12 protein-coding genes are annotated in these 14,997 nt (G+C 64.2%); 4 read left to right on the forward strand and 8 right to left on the reverse strand.

Going from position 1 to position 14,997, the window contains the following annotated elements; genetic code table 11:
- From NKI18_RS00925 to NKI18_RS00945, 5 genes are read right to left on the reverse strand one after another with little or no spacing between them, the layout of a single operon-like run.
- Entirely contained in the window at nucleotides 1–1,074 is a 1,074-nt protein-coding gene (locus NKI18_RS00925; protein WP_352614592.1) for an imelysin family protein, read from the reverse strand.
- Nucleotides 1,074–2,681, reverse strand: coding sequence for a di-heme oxidoreductase family protein (locus NKI18_RS00930; protein WP_352614591.1), 1,608 nt, complete (start codon nucleotides 2,679–2,681; stop codon nucleotides 1,074–1,076). The genes NKI18_RS00925 and NKI18_RS00930 overlap by 1 nt, the downstream gene beginning before the upstream one ends.
- A 12-nt stretch (nucleotides 2,682–2,693) precedes the next feature.
- Nucleotides 2,694–3,179 (reverse strand): bacterioferritin, encoded by a 486-nt coding sequence (gene bfr / locus NKI18_RS00935; protein WP_023676883.1) that lies wholly within the window; start codon nucleotides 3,177–3,179, stop codon nucleotides 2,694–2,696.
- A complete protein-coding gene (locus NKI18_RS00940) occupies nucleotides 3,145–3,456 on the reverse strand; it encodes a (2Fe-2S)-binding protein (protein WP_023676882.1) in 312 nt (103 codons plus the stop codon). Before NKI18_RS00940 ends, bfr begins: the two co-directional genes overlap by 35 nt.
- Before the next feature lie 56 nt (nucleotides 3,457–3,512).
- Nucleotides 3,513–4,802, reverse strand: coding sequence for an imelysin family protein (locus NKI18_RS00945; RefSeq protein ID WP_352614766.1), 1,290 nt, complete (start codon nucleotides 4,800–4,802; stop codon nucleotides 3,513–3,515).
- Between the two features lie 425 nt (nucleotides 4,803–5,227).
- Between NKI18_RS00945 and NKI18_RS00950 the strand changes: the two genes are divergently transcribed.
- Nucleotides 5,228–6,481, forward strand: a complete 1,254-nt coding sequence (locus tag NKI18_RS00950; RefSeq protein WP_352614590.1) for an NAD(P)/FAD-dependent oxidoreductase — start codon at nucleotides 5,228–5,230, stop codon at nucleotides 6,479–6,481.
- A gap of 9 nt (nucleotides 6,482–6,490) precedes the next feature.
- Here NKI18_RS00950 and NKI18_RS00955 read toward each other — a convergent pair whose 3' ends face one another.
- Complete coding sequence (locus NKI18_RS00955) at nucleotides 6,491–7,768, reverse strand: 4-aminobutyrate--2-oxoglutarate transaminase (protein ID WP_352614589.1); 1,278 nt, start codon at nucleotides 7,766–7,768, stop codon at nucleotides 6,491–6,493.
- A gap of 406 nt (nucleotides 7,769–8,174) precedes the next feature.
- On the opposite strand from NKI18_RS00955, the gene NKI18_RS00960 reads away from it, so the two are divergent.
- From NKI18_RS00960 to NKI18_RS00970, 3 genes are read left to right on the forward strand one after another with little or no spacing between them, the layout of a single operon-like run.
- Nucleotides 8,175–9,158: an efflux RND transporter periplasmic adaptor subunit gene (locus NKI18_RS00960; RefSeq protein ID WP_353018633.1), complete on the forward strand. Its 984-nt coding sequence runs from the start codon at nucleotides 8,175–8,177 to the stop codon at nucleotides 9,156–9,158.
- Entirely contained in the window at nucleotides 9,155–10,243 is a 1,089-nt protein-coding gene (locus NKI18_RS00965; protein WP_353018636.1) for an efflux RND transporter periplasmic adaptor subunit, read from the forward strand. The genes NKI18_RS00960 and NKI18_RS00965 overlap by 4 nt, the downstream gene beginning before the upstream one ends.
- Nucleotides 10,240–13,338 (forward strand): efflux RND transporter permease subunit, encoded by a 3,099-nt coding sequence (locus NKI18_RS00970; RefSeq protein ID WP_352614586.1) that lies wholly within the window; start codon nucleotides 10,240–10,242, stop codon nucleotides 13,336–13,338. Before NKI18_RS00965 ends, NKI18_RS00970 begins: the two co-directional genes overlap by 4 nt.
- An 82-nt stretch (nucleotides 13,339–13,420) precedes the next feature.
- On the opposite strand, the gene NKI18_RS00975 is transcribed toward NKI18_RS00970, so the two are convergent.
- Both NKI18_RS00975 and NKI18_RS00980 read right to left on the reverse strand, forming a co-directional pair.
- A complete protein-coding gene (locus tag NKI18_RS00975) occupies nucleotides 13,421–14,167 on the reverse strand; it encodes an ABC transporter ATP-binding protein (protein WP_352614584.1) in 747 nt (248 codons plus the stop codon).
- Nucleotides 14,164–14,997: an ABC transporter ATP-binding protein gene (locus tag NKI18_RS00980; protein ID WP_023676876.1), complete on the reverse strand. Its 834-nt coding sequence runs from the start codon at nucleotides 14,995–14,997 to the stop codon at nucleotides 14,164–14,166. Before NKI18_RS00980 ends, NKI18_RS00975 begins: the two co-directional genes overlap by 4 nt.

Genomic DNA, 14,997 nt, shown 5'->3' on the forward strand with positions numbered 1-14,997 from the left:
TCAGTCGCCATCCAATGACGAGAACCCGGCGGTCAGGCCGAATTCGGCGGTTAGCCTGGTGCCGATCAGGGTCGTCAGGCTGGATGTCACCAGCGAGAAATAGTCGAGCTTGCGGCGCTGCGCCGGATCCGCAAGTGCCTTGTCGATCGGACCCCTGATTGCCTTGGCCGCCTCAATCCCGTTGGTGAGCTGGATGTGGACCGATTCGACCATCCAGCGCGCATCGGGCGGCAGCGCCTCGCCGAGCTGCGAGGCCTGGAACAGCGCGTCCATGCCCGCCAGATTCCCGGTCAGCGAGCGGGCGGTGTTTTGCGAGCGCCAATAGATCGCCTGTTTCGGTTTGTCGGCCTCCGGCTTGGCGCCCAGGAAGCCTTTCAGGCGTACGTCGCGGACCATTTCCAGCTCGTTGATGAAGACGCCGACCAGTTCGGTCACCGCTTCAGTTCCGTCGTGGTAGAGCGCGTTCTGCGGACCCGGATTGGCCCAGAGCGCGGCAAAGCCGTTGGGCTCGTTCCAGGCATCGCCAACCTCGCCGGCGATCGTCTCGACATTGCCGGCAATGGCCGCACCGTAGGCGCAGCGATAGGCGTCGTCCCTGCCGACCAATTGACTGGCTCCGTCGCCGTAGAGGACGAATTCCAGTGCGCCGAGCCCTTGCACGGCGACGCTCTTTGTAGCCAGCTGGGCCGGATCGGCGGCTGTCGGATCCTTGCCGGCAAGTGCCGCCTGCACCTGCTTCAGGCCGATGCTCTTGCGGTCCGGCCAAAACAGCATGCGCTCAAGCCGGTTGTTTTCCGCGATCGGCCCGAAACGGATGATTTCCACCACCGACCAGGCATCCACGACACCCGAGAATTCGGCGCGTGCCGCATCGAGATTGTCTCGCGAGGGCGCTTGGCAAAGCGCGTGCATGGTCTTGGCCAAGCTGTCCGCATGGTCATGCAGTCTGGCATAGGCCGGGCGGACGAAGCCGTCGATCGCCCGCTGGATCACATCCGAAGCCTTCACCGCCGCGGATGCCGGCAGCGCACCGCCGAGGACCAGCATCAGAGCGAATGCAAAACGCTTCCGCATCAGAGCGACTCCAGAAACTTGATCAGCGCAGCGCGGTCGGCCGCATCGGCAGCGGCAAAGCGGTCATGCGCCTTCTGGCCCTCGCCGCCATGCCACAGAATCGCCTCGGCCAGGCTTCGTGCGCGCCCGTCATGCAGGAAGAAGGTGTTGCCGCTGACGGTCTGGGTGAGCCCGATGCCCCACAGTGGCGGCGTGCGCCATTCGCTTCCCGTGGCCTCGCCCACCGCCTGTCCGTCGGCAAGGCTGGGTCCCATGTCATGCAGCAGGAAATCGGAATAAGGCCAGATCAGCTGGAAGGCCTGCGCCTTGTTCGGAGTGCCGCGACGGGTGACGAATTTCGGCGTATGGCAGGAGATGCAGCCCATATCGTAGAACAGTTTTTTGCCGGCGAGCACGTCCGGTCTGTCGAGATCGCGCCGGGCCGGCACGGCAAGGTTTTGCGAATAGAAGGTCACGAGGTCCATGACCGGCGGCGGCGCTTCGACCGGACCGAGGCGCTCCTGTACACCGTTAGGTAGGGCAAGGCAGGTCTTTTCCGCGGCGCTGCAATCGCCCCAGTGCTTCGGCACCTCAGGCGTCGAAATGCCGATATCGCCGGCAAAAGCGTCCGCCGATTGCTGGCGGATCGATGCCGCCTGCGCCTTCCAGCCGAAACGGCCGAGCGTCAGTTCACCGCTGCTGGCGTCGCGTATTATGTTTGGCCTGCCGGAAATCCCGTCACCATCGCGGTCGGCCGCATCGGCACGCGTAAGGATGTCGGCAGGAGCGATCTGCTCGACCAGGCCAAGGCCGATCATCGGCGGCGTCATGCGCGGCGACAGCGTGGTGTGTGGATCGAGCGCCCCGTAGGCGAGACCGTCGACCGAATAGCTCGGCTTGCGCAGCGACACCGTGCTGCCGTCCGCCAATTTCACCTTCTCGTCCTGGTAGTCGACATGCATCCTGCCTTCGCCCTGCAGACCGGGAACGGCCAATTCCTGCAGCTGCGTGCCATAGACCGGGTCGGGAAAGTTGAGCACCTTGTGATCGGCGAGCGCGGCTTTCTCCTCCTCGGTACTGGCATCCCTTGCCAGGCGCAGGAACATCGAGGTGCTGCCGCTGTCGCCTTCGGGCGGATGCCCGCGGCCGTCCTTCAGATGACAGTTCTGGCAGGCGCGCTCGTTGAACAACGGACCGAGCCCATCCGAGGCTTGTGTCGAGGATGGCGAGGACACCCAGTTCTTGCGGAAAATGGCGTTGCCGAGCTTGAAGGTACCCTCTTCCTCGAAGCTGATGTTGGCAGAGGATTGCGAGAAGGCGTCCTTGTTGACGTCCTTCTTCGAGGTGCCGGCGCCGCCCTGCATCAGCTCGAATTGCTCGGGCTTGGAGAAATCGCTGGTCGGCCTGGTGATGGCGATGACGCGCGCCAGATCCTTCGGCGTCAGATCCGTGCGGCTGGTGGCAAGCCCCGCCGGTTGCGGCGCCCCGGCCAGCGCCGAGGCTGTGAGCGTCGCCACCACGGCAAGAAAGGCGCCGCGAAGGATACCGTATCGCGGCTTCTTCTGAGGCGGCAGGCCACAATGCTCGGCCGGCCGCAAGCGGCGCATGAAATCTAGGGGGCGCCGCATTCCGGCATGTCCTTATTCCGCCTCGTCGGCCGACGCTGCGTTGAGTTGGCCGTACTTTTCTTCGCCGATCGAGGCGAGCAGGTCGAGTTGCGTCTCGAGGAAGTCGATGTGACCTTCCTCGTCAGCCAGCAATTCCTCGAACAGCTTCATCGTCACGTAGTCGCCTGCTTCGTTACAAACCTCGCGCGAACGCTTGTAGGCGGTGCGCGCGTCATATTCGCCGGCAAGATCGGATTCGAGCACTTCCTTGACATTCTGCCCGATGCGCAGCGGCGCCACGGACTGCAGGTTCGGATGGCCCTCGAGGAAGATGATGCGCGCCACGAGCCGGTCGGCATGGTGCATTTCCTCGATCGATTCAGCGCGTTCCTTCTTCGCCAGCTTGGCGTATCCCCAGTCTTCCAGCAGCCGGAAATGCACCCAGTATTGATTGACCGCCCCAAGTTCCAGAAACAGAGCCTCGTTAAGCCGCTCTATGATCTGCTGTTCGCCTTTCATGGGTTCTGCTCCCGTATTGGACGCGTAGGCCTCTGACGCGATCCAGGTGTGAAACGATGTCCACGCCACTCGCCGCCGAGCGGGCATGGTAATTTTCGGTGACCCGAATGATCGTTTCGACCACATTTGGGAAGCAGCCGCAACAGCGACCGCGCTTGTGCATGGCGTGATAGACCTTCGCCGGCACGATCAGCTGCCAGGGGTCCTCATCCAGCAGTCCGACGATCGTCTGCTCTATCTCCTTTTCGGTGATGATGTTGCAATGGCAGATCAGCATTTGTCGCTCTGGCTAACGGCGCTTCGTTGCGTCGCGTGGCTGGTGGTTTCGATAGTCTATTGGAACACCTTGTCCGGTGAATCGAGGCTGTCCGAGCCCTCGAAGGCTATCGCATTGAGCTTCAGGGTACCGACGGCGCGTTCGATCGACTTGGTCTGATCGACCAGCGCGTCGATCGCCGCCTGCACAGTGGCATTGCCTTCCGTGTTGCCTTCTCCGATCTGCTGGTCATAGGCCTCGCCGGCAAGCGCCCGCGCCTTGATGGCCTCCATCTTGGCGACGGTGACGTCCAGTTTGTCCGACAATTCCTTGTCAACCGCCGGGTCGGCCGCCTTGACCATGTCGGCCACCGACGGCCCCTCGACGACAGTGCCGTCGAGCCGCTTGTAGCTGCCGTGATAGGCGGCACGGATGCCTATCGCATCGTAAAGATGGGAGTTGTAGGTATTGTCGGAGAAGCAATCGTGCTCCTCTTCCGGGTCGTGCAACAAGAGGCCGAGCTTCATCCGCTCTCCGGCGAGCTCGCCATAGGACAGCGAGCCCATGCCGGTGAAGATGGTCGAAATGGCGGCGTTCAGCTCGCCATCGACAAGGTTCTTGCGGGCGGCGCCGCCTTCCTTCCAGTCGTCGACCATATCCTTTAGATCGGAAACCAGAAGGTCGCTCGCCGATTTCAGATACTGTCCGCGACGGTCGCAATTGCCGCCGGTGCAATTGGCGAGGTCGTAATCGGTGTAGGGCCGTTCGCCGGCGCCCGGACCGGTGCCGTGTAAGTCCTGACCCCAAAGCAGGAATTCGATGGCGTGATAGCCGGTCGCCACATTGGCCTCGATACCGCCGGCCTCCTGCAGTGTGCCGGAGAGGAACTCCGGCGTCAGGTCGGTGGCGTCGACCTTCTTGCCGTTGATCTCGATCGACTTGTTGGCGATCACATTGGCGGTGTAGAGCACGTTGGCGTCCGACTCGGTGCCGTAGCTCTTGGCGACATAGTCGATCAAGCCTTCGTCGAGCGGCCAGGAGTTCACCTTGCCTTCCCAGTCGTCGACGATGGCATTACCGAAGCGATAGACCTCGGTCTGCTGATAGGGAACGCGCGATGCCTTCCAGGCCTCGCGGGCGGCGTTCAGCGTTTCGGCAGATGGCTTGGCGAGCAGCGCATCGACAGCCTTGTCGAGCGCCTCGGCCGTGATCAGCGAATCCTCGTATTTGGCGAGCGCAATGTCGGAATAGGTCTTGATGACCGCCTTGGCATCGGTTTGCGCCTTGGCCGGCAGCACGAACACGGCCGCCGTCAGCATCGCGGTGGCGCCGATCGCCGCAAGCCTGCCGCCATACCGCGCGGTCATCATCGTTCTCATGATTGTCTCTCCTCGGGAATCAATGAAATGCTGGCGCCGCGGCGGGCAGTTGCCAGCGGGCAAAGAAGGGTCGCGCCATCGCGCGGTTCGCGGAAGAAAGACACCGAAATGCCTCCAATCGAAAGGGTTCAAGGCCCAGACATCAAAGGGATGCGCTGACGCGCGAGCTTCCATAAAACGGCGAAGACGCCGGATGTCAACTGGTGGCATAGAAAAAATTCAATTGAAACAACAGTTTAGAATTATTCTAAACTAGAACTGTCAACTTTAACACCGACTATGAGGAATGCCGGCACATGACGCAGTTGACAGGCGGCCGTTCCGGGTGCGACCCGGATCGGCGCTCTTGCGGCGGCGCCGGACAATCGCCACCTGGCGAGACGTCCTAGATTTGGAAGAGGAATCGGGCTGTTATGAAGAACGGGGTCGTCATTGTCGGTGCGGGTCATGCGGGCGTGCAAGCGGCCGCCAGCCTGCGCGAAGAAGGCTATGACGGCCCGGTGATCCTGGTCGGCGACGAAAACGAATTGCCCTACCACAAGCCGCCGCTGTCGAAGACCTTCATCAAGGATCAGAAAGCAAAGCCGCAGCCGTTGCGCGGCGAGGCTTTTTATACCGGCAGCGCCATCGACTTCCGGCCAGGCATCCGGGTCGAGCGGATCGACGTAGGCGGCCGCAGGCTGGAGATATCGGGCGGCGGTGTGTTGCCGTTTGACCGGCTGATCCTCGCCACCGGCGCGCGGCCGCGCCTGCTGCCGCTGCCGGGTTCGGAGCTTTCCGGCGTTGTGTCGCTGCGCTCGCTCGGTGATGCCCGCCTGATCCGCGAATTGAGCGTGCAAAGCGAGGAGGTCGTCATCCTGGGCGGCGGCTTCATCGGCCTGGAGATTGCCGCGACGCTCACCGCGGCAGGCCGCAAGGTTACGGTGGTCGAGGCGGTCGACCGGCTGCTCGGCCGCGCCGTGGCACCGGTCATCGCCGGCCATGTGCGCCAGCGGCTGGAGGCCACCGGTGTGCGCATCCTTACCGGCACCACCATCGAACGGCTGGAGGACGAGAACGGCCGTGTTTCGGCTGCAATCACCTCATCCGGCGAAAGATTGCCGGCGCAGATGGTCGTCATCGGTATCGGCGTCGTGCCGAATGTCGAATTGGCCGAAGCCGCCGGCATTGCCATCGCCAACGGCATCCGCATCGACCAGCAGATGCGCACGTCGGTGCCGGAAATCCTCGCCATCGGCGACGCGGCGTCTTACCGGCACTGGTTCACCGGCGGCGACGTGCGGCTGGAATCGGTGCAGAACGCCACTGACCAGGCGCGGCTCGCCGCACGCACCATCGCCGGCCACACCGACAATTACTCGGCGGTGCCGTGGTTCTGGTCCGATATCGGTGACATGAAGCTGCAGATGGTCGGCCTGATTGCGGGTGGCGACAGCCATGTCGTGCTGGGCGACGTGGCCGAGAACAAATTCTCCATCTACCACTATGCCGGAAGCCGCCTGCTCGGCATCGAATCGGTCAACCGGCCCGGCGACCACATGCTTGGCCGCAAGATGCTCGGCGCCGGCTTTTCGCCGCCGCCGCAGATTGTCGCGACCGGGCCCGACGGGCTGAAGGCGGCGCTCGCTGCCTTCCAGCAGGCAGAGCCTACCCGCGCGGCAGGATAATCGTATCGCTCAGGCGGCGCGGGCCTCGCGGATCGAACTTTCCAGGATGTCGAGCGCCTCGTTCATGACTCCATCCTGGATGGTGATCGGCGCGAGGAAGCGGATGACGTTGCCGTAGACGCCGCAGGTGAGCAGGATCAGGCCCTTGTCGAGCGCCTTCAGCCGGACCGCATTGGCGAGTTCCGGCGACGGCAGCCCCTTCGTCACATCGTTGAACTCGACCGCGTTCATGAAGCCGGGGCCTCTGATATCGACGATCTCCGGGGCTTCGTCGCGGATCGATTGCAGGCGCTGCTTTAGCCGGTTGCCCAGCGTGTTGGCGCGGTCGCAGAGCTTCTCCTCGTCGATGACGTCGAGCACGGCATGCGCCGCGGCGACGCCGATCGGGCTGCCGCCATAGGTGCCGCCGAGTCCGCCGGGGTTCGGCGCATCCATGATCTCGGCACGCCCGGTGACCGCCGCCAACGGGAAGCCGCCGGCCAGGCTCTTGGCCATGGTGGTGATGTCGGCCGCCACCTCGTGGTGGTCCATGGCGAACATCTTGCCGGTGCGGGCAAAGCCGGTCTGCACCTCGTCGGCGATCAGCAGCATGCCGTGCTGATCGCAGATCTTGCGCAATGCGGTCATGAAATCGCGCGGCGCCTCGTAGAAGCCGCCCTCGCCCTGCACCGGCTCGACGATGATCGCGGCGACGCGGGCCGGATCGACATCGGCCTTGAACAGCCGGTCGAGCGCAGCCAGCGAATCGGCGACCGACACGCCGTGCAGCGGAACCGGGAACGGCGCATGGAAGACATCCGCCGGCATGGCGCCGAAGCCGACCTTGTAAGGCACGACCTTGCCGGTCAGCGCCATGCCCATGAAGGTGCGTCCGTGGAAGCCGCCGGAAAAAGCGATGACCGCCGGCCGGCCGGTGGCGTTGCGCGCAATCTTGATCGCGTTCTCGACCGCTTCGGCGCCGGTGGTGACAAAAATCGTCTTCTTGTCGAACTTGCCGGGCAGCATGCCGTTCAGCCGTTCGGCCAGCCTGATATAGCTCTCATAGGGCACGACCTGATAGCAGGTGTGGGTGAAGCGGTCGAGCTGCGCCTTGACCGCTTCGATCACCCTGGGGTGACGGTGGCCGGTGTTGACGACGGCGATGCCGGACGAGAAATCGATGTAGCGGCGGCCTTCCACATCCCAGATCTCCGAGTTTTCGGCGCGATCGGCATAGATCTGAGTGGTCATGCCGACGCCGCGCGAAATCGACTGGCTCTTGCGTTCGGAAATGGCTGAATTTGTCATCGTATCCCTCACCGGGCCGGCGCCCGCTCTCGTTTGATGGCTGTTGAGACTCTTCTGGGCTTATTTCAGGTTTTCCTCAAGTTGGCACTGGCGGCGGGTGATTGGGCCTGTCGCCGATGCGTTAACTGGCCAGCTTACCCAACCGCCTATACGCGTACGAGAAGAGGTTTCCTTTTTGCGGGGATCAATTATCCTCGCCATTGTCCGCGCCGTCTTGCTACAGGGGGCGGTCCGCGCGGTTGAGGGAGCTATGAGCAGGAACGCGACATCGTCCGTCTCGCCGCCGCCGGTCAAAACCCATTTGTCTTTTCCTGCCTCCACAATTCTAGCCTGCGCAATGGCAATGCTGCCTTTGCTTTTGGCCGGTTGCCAGAAGCAGGAGGCCGCCGCGAAGAAACTGCCTGTGATGGTCCTCACCGAGACCGTGGCGATCGCCAACTATGCGCCAAGGACTTCGCTCACCGGTGTGATCGCGGCGCGCACGCTAAACAATCTTTCGTTCCGGGTCGGCGGCCGCGTCGCCGAACGGCTTGTCGACGTCGGGCAGCATGTCGATCAAGGTACCGTGCTCGCCCGCATCGATCCGCAGGAACAGGAATTCGACTTGCGCTCGGCGCAGGCTGATCTCGACGCCGCGCAGGCGCAATTGACCCAGGCCGCCGCCGCCTTCGAACGGCAAAAGACACTGCTTGCCCAGGGCTACACCACGAGGCGCGACTATGATGCGGCCGAACAGGCGTCGAAGGTGGCGCGAGGCAGCGTCGATGCCGCTCAGAGCTCGCTCGCCAATGCTAAAGAGGACCTTTCCTTCACCGAACTCAAGGCGGGTGCGGCAGGCGTGATCACAGTGCGCCAGGTCGAAGCCGGGCAGGTGGTGCAGGCGGCGCAGACCGTCTTCACCCTTGCCGAGGATGGCGACCGCGATGCGGTCTTCAACGTAGAGGAAACGATGGTAGCAAAGACGCCGGCAGCACCCGCGGTGACAATCACGCTGTTGTCGGATCCGCAGATCAAGGCGATGGGCAAGGTGCGTGAAATCTCGCCGGCGGTCGATCCGGCTTCAGGCTCGATCCGGGTCAAGGTCGCCATTCCCGACACGCCCGCGGGCATGCCGCTCGGCGCGGCCATCATCGGCTCGGTCAGCGCCCAGCCGTCGAAGGCCGTCATCGTGCCGTGGCAGGCATTGACCTCGAGCGCGGGCAAGCCGGCCGTCTGGGTCGTCGATCAAGCGACCAAGGCGGTGGCAGCGAGACAGGTGGAGGTGCTGGCCTTCGGATCCGGCTCGGTCATCATCGACAAGGGGCTCGAGGCAGGCCAAACGATCGTCACCGCCGGCGGCCAGTTGCTCAGCCCCGGCCAGACCGTCGAGATAGCGGGAGCGGAGCAATGAACCGGCTCCTGCGCAGCCCTGCCCCGCTTGTTCCTGCGCTGTTTGGGCTCGTGCTCGGCGCCTGCTCGCAATCGGAAGAGAAGCCGCCCGAGATCATCCGGCCTGTGCTGTCGGTGGTGGTCGAGCCCCGCACCGTAGAGACCTTCGGATTCGCCGGATCTGTCGAACCGCAGTTCAGCGCCGACCTTGCCTTCCGCCTGCTTGGCCGGGTCGTCGTCCGCGATGTCAAGGTCGGCGATATCGTCACCAAGGGCACGACGATCGCGGCGCTCGATCCGACGGCGCTGGAGCTTGCCGTGCAGGCGGCGAAGGCAGAACTCTCCAACGCGCAGGCGCAATTTGCCAATGCCGCCGCCAGCGAGGAGCGCCAGCGCCAGTTGCTTGTCGCCGCTAACACCTCGCAGGCCGTCTTCGACGCCGCGCGGCAAGCCAGGCAGGCCGCCGCGGCCGGTGTCGAGCGGGCCAATGCGGCGCTGGCCAAATCGCAGGAACAGCTTGGCTATACCAGGTTGTTCTCGGACTTCGATGGCGTTGTCACCGCCGTCGGCGCCGAGGTCGGCCAGACGGTCTCGCCCGGCCAGACCGTCGTCACGGTGGCGCGCTCTGATCCGCGCGAAGCAGTCGTCGACATTCCCGACCAGTTGACCGGCGATCTCGCCTTCGGCACGCCCTTCCAGATCATCCTGCAATCGCTGCCGACGATACGCAGCGACGCCAAGCTGCGCGAGATCGCCCCGCAGGCCGAAGGTTCGACCCGCACGCGCCGCGTCCGGCTGACGCTCATCGATCCGCCGCCGGCATTCAGGCTTGGTTCGACGGTGACGGCGACCCGCATTGCCAAGATCACGCCGACGATCGAGTTGCCGCTGTCGGCGCTACTGGAGAAGAACGGCAGAGAAAAGGTCTGGATCGTCGACCAGCAGACGTCGAGCGTGAGTGCCCGCGACATCAAAATTGCCGCCAAGGGTGCCGCCACTTTCACCGTCGCCGAGGGCCTCAATGCAGGCATGCGCGTCGTCACCGCCGGCGTCCACAGCCTGACCGAGGGACAGAAGGTCAAGATCTCTGAGGGAGAGGCCATATGAAAGGCTTCAACCTCTCCGACTGGGCGCTGAGCCATCGCTCGTTGGTGTGGTATTTCATGCTGGTCTTCGTCGTGGCCGGCGTCTTTGCCTATCTCAATCTCGGCCGCGAGGAAGACCCCGCCTTCACCATCAAGACCATGGTCATCCAGGCCAACTGGCCGGGCGCATCGGTCAACGAGACGGTGCGGCAAGTGACCGATCGCATCGAGAAGAAGCTCGAAGAGCTCGACAGCCTCGACTATACCAAATCCGTCACCTCTGCCGGCAAGACCGTCATCTTCGTCAACCTGAAGCCGACGACCAAGGCGCGCGACGTCGTGCCGACCTGGCTGCAGGTGCGCAACATGGTCAACGACATCTGGGCGCAGTTTCCGCAAGGCGTGCAGGGACCATTCTTCAACGACCGCTTCGGCGACGTCTACGGCAACATCTATGCCTTCACCGCCGACGGGCTGACGCCGCGTCAGTTGCGCGACTATGTCGAGGATGTCAGGACGAAGATCCTGACCGTGCCGAACGCCGGCAAGGTCGATCTGGTCGGTGCCCAGGACGAAGCGATCTACCTCGAATTCTCGACCCGCCAGATCGCGGCACTAGGCCTCAACCAGCAAGCGATCGTGGCCAGCCTGCAGGCCCAGAACGCAATCACGCCTTCCGGCGTCATTCAGTCCGGGCCGGAGCGCATCAGCGTGCGCGTCGGCGGCCAGTTCACCTCGGAAGAGAGCCTTCGCGCCATCAATTTGCGCGTCAACGATCGCTTCTTCCGGCTGAGCGACGTGGCGACGATTTCGCGCGGCTATGTCGACCCGCCGACGGCCTTGTTCCGCTTCAACGCGCAGGACGCGATCGGCCTTGCCATCGGCATGAAGCCCAATGCCAATCTGCTGGAGTTCGGCGAGGCCCTGCACGAGGAGATGAACAAGGTGCTGGCCGACCTGCCGGTCGGCGTCGGCGTGCATCTGGTCGCCGACCAGCCTGTCATCGTCGAGGAGGCGGTTTCCGGTTTCACGCGCGCCCTGTTCGAGGCGGTCGCCATCGTGCTTGCCGTGTCCTTCATCAGCCTCGGCATGCGCGCCGGCTTCGTGGTGGCGCTGTCGATCCCGCTGGTGCTGGCCATCACCTTCACGGTCATGGCCTATCTCGGCATATCGCTGCAGCGCATTTCGCTCGGCGCGCTGATCATCTCGCTCGGCCTTCTGGTCGATGACGCCATGATCGCGGTGGAGATGATGGTGGCTCGGCTGGAGGTCGGTGACAATCTGCGCAAGGCGGCGACCTATGTCTACACCTCGACCGCCTTTCCGATGCTGACCGGCACGCTGGTGACGGTCGCGGGCTTCATCCCGATCGGCCTCAACAACAGCGCCGCCGGCGAATACACTTTCACGCTGTTCGTCGTCATCGCCGTTTCGCTCCTGGTGTCATGGATCGTCGCGGTGCTGTTTGCGCCGCTGCTCGGCGTCACCATCCTGCCGGCGACGATGAAACAGCACCATGAAAATCCCGGCCGCTTCACCGCGCTGTTCCGGCGCGTCCTCATCGGATCGGTGCGCCATCACTGGCTGACCATCATCGCCACGGTGCTGTTGTTCGCGGCGTCGCTGGGCGGCTTTGGCCTCGTCCAGCAGCAGTTCTTTCCACCATCCGACCGTCCCGAACTGATCGTCGACTGGAATCTGCCGCAGAACTCCTCAATTGCCGAGACCCGGGACCAGATGGAGCGGTTCGAACAGCGGGCGCTGGTCGGCAATCCCGATATCGACCACTTCAGCTCCTATATCGGCCAGGGCGCGGTTCGCTTCGTGCTGGCCTATGACGTGCAACCGGCCAATCCCTATTTCGGCCAGACCGTCATCGTCACCAAGAGCATCGAGGCGCGCAATCGGGTCAAGCCGGCGCTCGAAAAGCTGCTGCGCGACGAGTTCGTCGGCACCGACGCCTTCGTCAAGCCGCTCGAACTCGGGCCGCCGGTCGGGCGGCCGGTGCAGTACCGCGTCGGCGGTCCTGACGTCCAGACGGTACGGACACTGGCGCAAGAATTCGCCGGCATCATTTCCGCCAATCCGCAGCTGACCGCACCCACTTTCGACTGGAACGAGCCCGAGCGCGTGCTGAGGGTCGACGTGCTGCAGGACAAGGCACGGCAACTCGGCATCACTTCTTCGGACATCGCCAGCGCGCTGAACAGCACGGTCGGCGGCTCCACCATCACCCAGGTGCGAGACGCGACCTATCTGATCAATGTGGTGGCCCGTTCGCGCGAGGCCGAACGGGGTTCGATCGGCACACTGCAGAACATGCAATTGCCAACCGGAACCGGCGAGGCGATCCCGCTGGCCGCTGTGGCGAACTTCCGCTACGAGCTCGAACAGCCGACAGTGTGGCGCCGCGACCGCATCCCGACCATCACCGTGCGCGCCGGGCTGGTCGGCGACGTGCTGCCCGCCACCGTGGTCAACGAGTTGAAGCCGTCGGTCGACGCCTTCATCGCCAAATTGCCACCGGGCTATTCGATCGCCACCGCCGGCTCGGTCGAGGAAAGCGCCAACAGCCAGGGGCCGATAGCCGCCGTGGTGCCGCTGATGCTGTTCATCATGGCGACCATCCTGATGGTGCAGTTGCAGAGCTTCCAGCGCCTGTTCCTGGTCGTGGCGGTGGCGCCGCTCGGCCTGATCGGCGTGGTGGCCGCACTGGTGCCGAGCGGGGCACCGCTCGGCTTCGTTGCCATCCTCGGCGTGCTGGCGCTGATCGGCATCCTGATCCGCAATTCTGTCATCCTGATCGTCCAGATCGAGGATCTTGTGAACGAGGGCAAGGACCGCTGGGCCGCCGTCATCGAGGCGACCGAGCATCGCATGCGGCCGATCGCGCTGACGGCGGCGGCCGCGAGCCTGGCGCTGATCCCGATCGCACGCGAAGTGTTCTGGGGGCCGATGGCCTATGCCATGATGGGCGGCATCATCGCCGGCACGGCGATCACACTGCTGTTCCTGCCAGCGCTCTATGTGACGTGGTTTCGGATCAAGGAGCCGAAGCAGCGGCAGGAGGGTGAGGCGGGAGATAGCAGTGCCATTGTGGAGGGTAGCGGGGCCTAAGGCGGAAGTTGAGTTCCTTCGCGCGCCCCTCTGTCCTGCAGGACAGAGGGGGGCGCGACAGAGCGCGACCTGGAATGTTAAGCTACGTCCTCACAAACCCCTCGCTGGCCCTCAGCAAATTGCGCGTATAATCCTTGGTGACGCGGCGCTCGACGAGGTCGCCCGCGCTGAGGTGCTCCATCGCCTCGCCGTTCTGCATCACCATCAGCCGTTCGCACATGTGGGTGATGATGGCTAGGTCGTGGCTGACCATCAGGAAGGTCAGCTTGCGGCGGCGCCTGATCTCTTCCAGCAGGTTCAGCACCTCCGCCTGCACCGAAGCGTCGAGCGCCGAGGTCGGCTCGTCGAGCAGCAGGATCGACGGTTCCAGAATCAGGGCGCGGGCGATCGCCACGCGCTGGCGCTGACCGCCGGACAATTGATGCGAATAGCGAAAACGGAACCCGGTGCCGAGGCCGACCTCGTCGAGTGCCCGCTGGATGCGCTTTTCGCCGTCGGCGAAGCCGTGAATGGCGAGCGGCTCCTGCAGCAGGCGGTCGACGGTCTGGCGCGGGTGCAGCGAACCGTACGGGTCCTGGAAGACCATCTGCACCTCGCGGTAGAACGCCTTGTCGCGACGTGCGCCGAGCGTTTTGCCGTTGACCGCGATGGTGCCTGATGCGGCCGGCGCCAGGCCGGCGATTGCCCTGAGCAACGTCGACTTGCCGGAGCCGGACTCGCCGACCAGGCCGAAGGATTCACCGGATTCGACCTCGAGGCTGACGCCTTTCAACGCGCGGAAGCGGTCGAAGACCACCTCCAGCCTGTCGACGGAAAGGGCTGCCGTCATGCTGCCCACTCCGGCTTGCGGTCGAGCACCGGCAGCGGGTGACGGTCGGCGCCGATCTTGGGCATGCAGTTGAGCAGGCCGCGCGTATAGGGATGCTGGGCGCGGCCGAGCTCCGAGGCTTTGAGCTGTTCGACCACCTTGCCGGCATACATGACGATGACACGATCACAGAAGGACGAGACCAGGCGCAGATCGTGCGAGATGAAGATCAGCCCCATGCCGCGCTCGCTGACCAGCCGGTCGAGGATGCCGAGCACGTCGAGCTGGACAGTGACGTCGAGTGCCGAGGTCGGCTCGTCGGCGATCATCATTTCCGGCCCGGCGATCAGCATCATGGCGATCATGGCGCGCTGGCCCATGCCGCCGGAAACCTCGTGCGGATGCAGGTCGAAGACACGGGCCGGATCGCGGATCTGCACAGCCTCCAGCATGGCCAGCGCGCGGTCGCGGGCTTCGGCCTTGGAGACCTTCTCATGCGTGCGCAGCGTCTCGACGATCTGGCGGCCGATGCTCATCACCGGGTCGAGCGAATATTTCGGATCCTGCAGGATCATGGCGATACGCTTGCCGCGCAGCGCGCGGCGCTCGCGCGGCGAGGCGGCCAGCAGGTCGATGCCGTCAAAAGCGAGCGTCTTCGCGGTCACCTCGGCCTGCGGCGGGGTGACGCCCATGATGGCGCGGCCGGTCTGCGACTTGCCCGAACCGCTCTCGCCAACAATGCCGAGCCGCTCGCGGCCGAGCGAGAAGGAGACGCCGCGCACCGCCTCGATCAGGCCGGTGCGCGTCGGGAAGGTAACGCGCAGGTCGTTGACTTCGAGAAGCGTGCTCAT

It is taken from the genome of Mesorhizobium sp. M0800 (assembly GCF_040320095.1).
GTDB lineage: Bacteria > Pseudomonadota > Alphaproteobacteria > Rhizobiales > Rhizobiaceae > Mesorhizobium.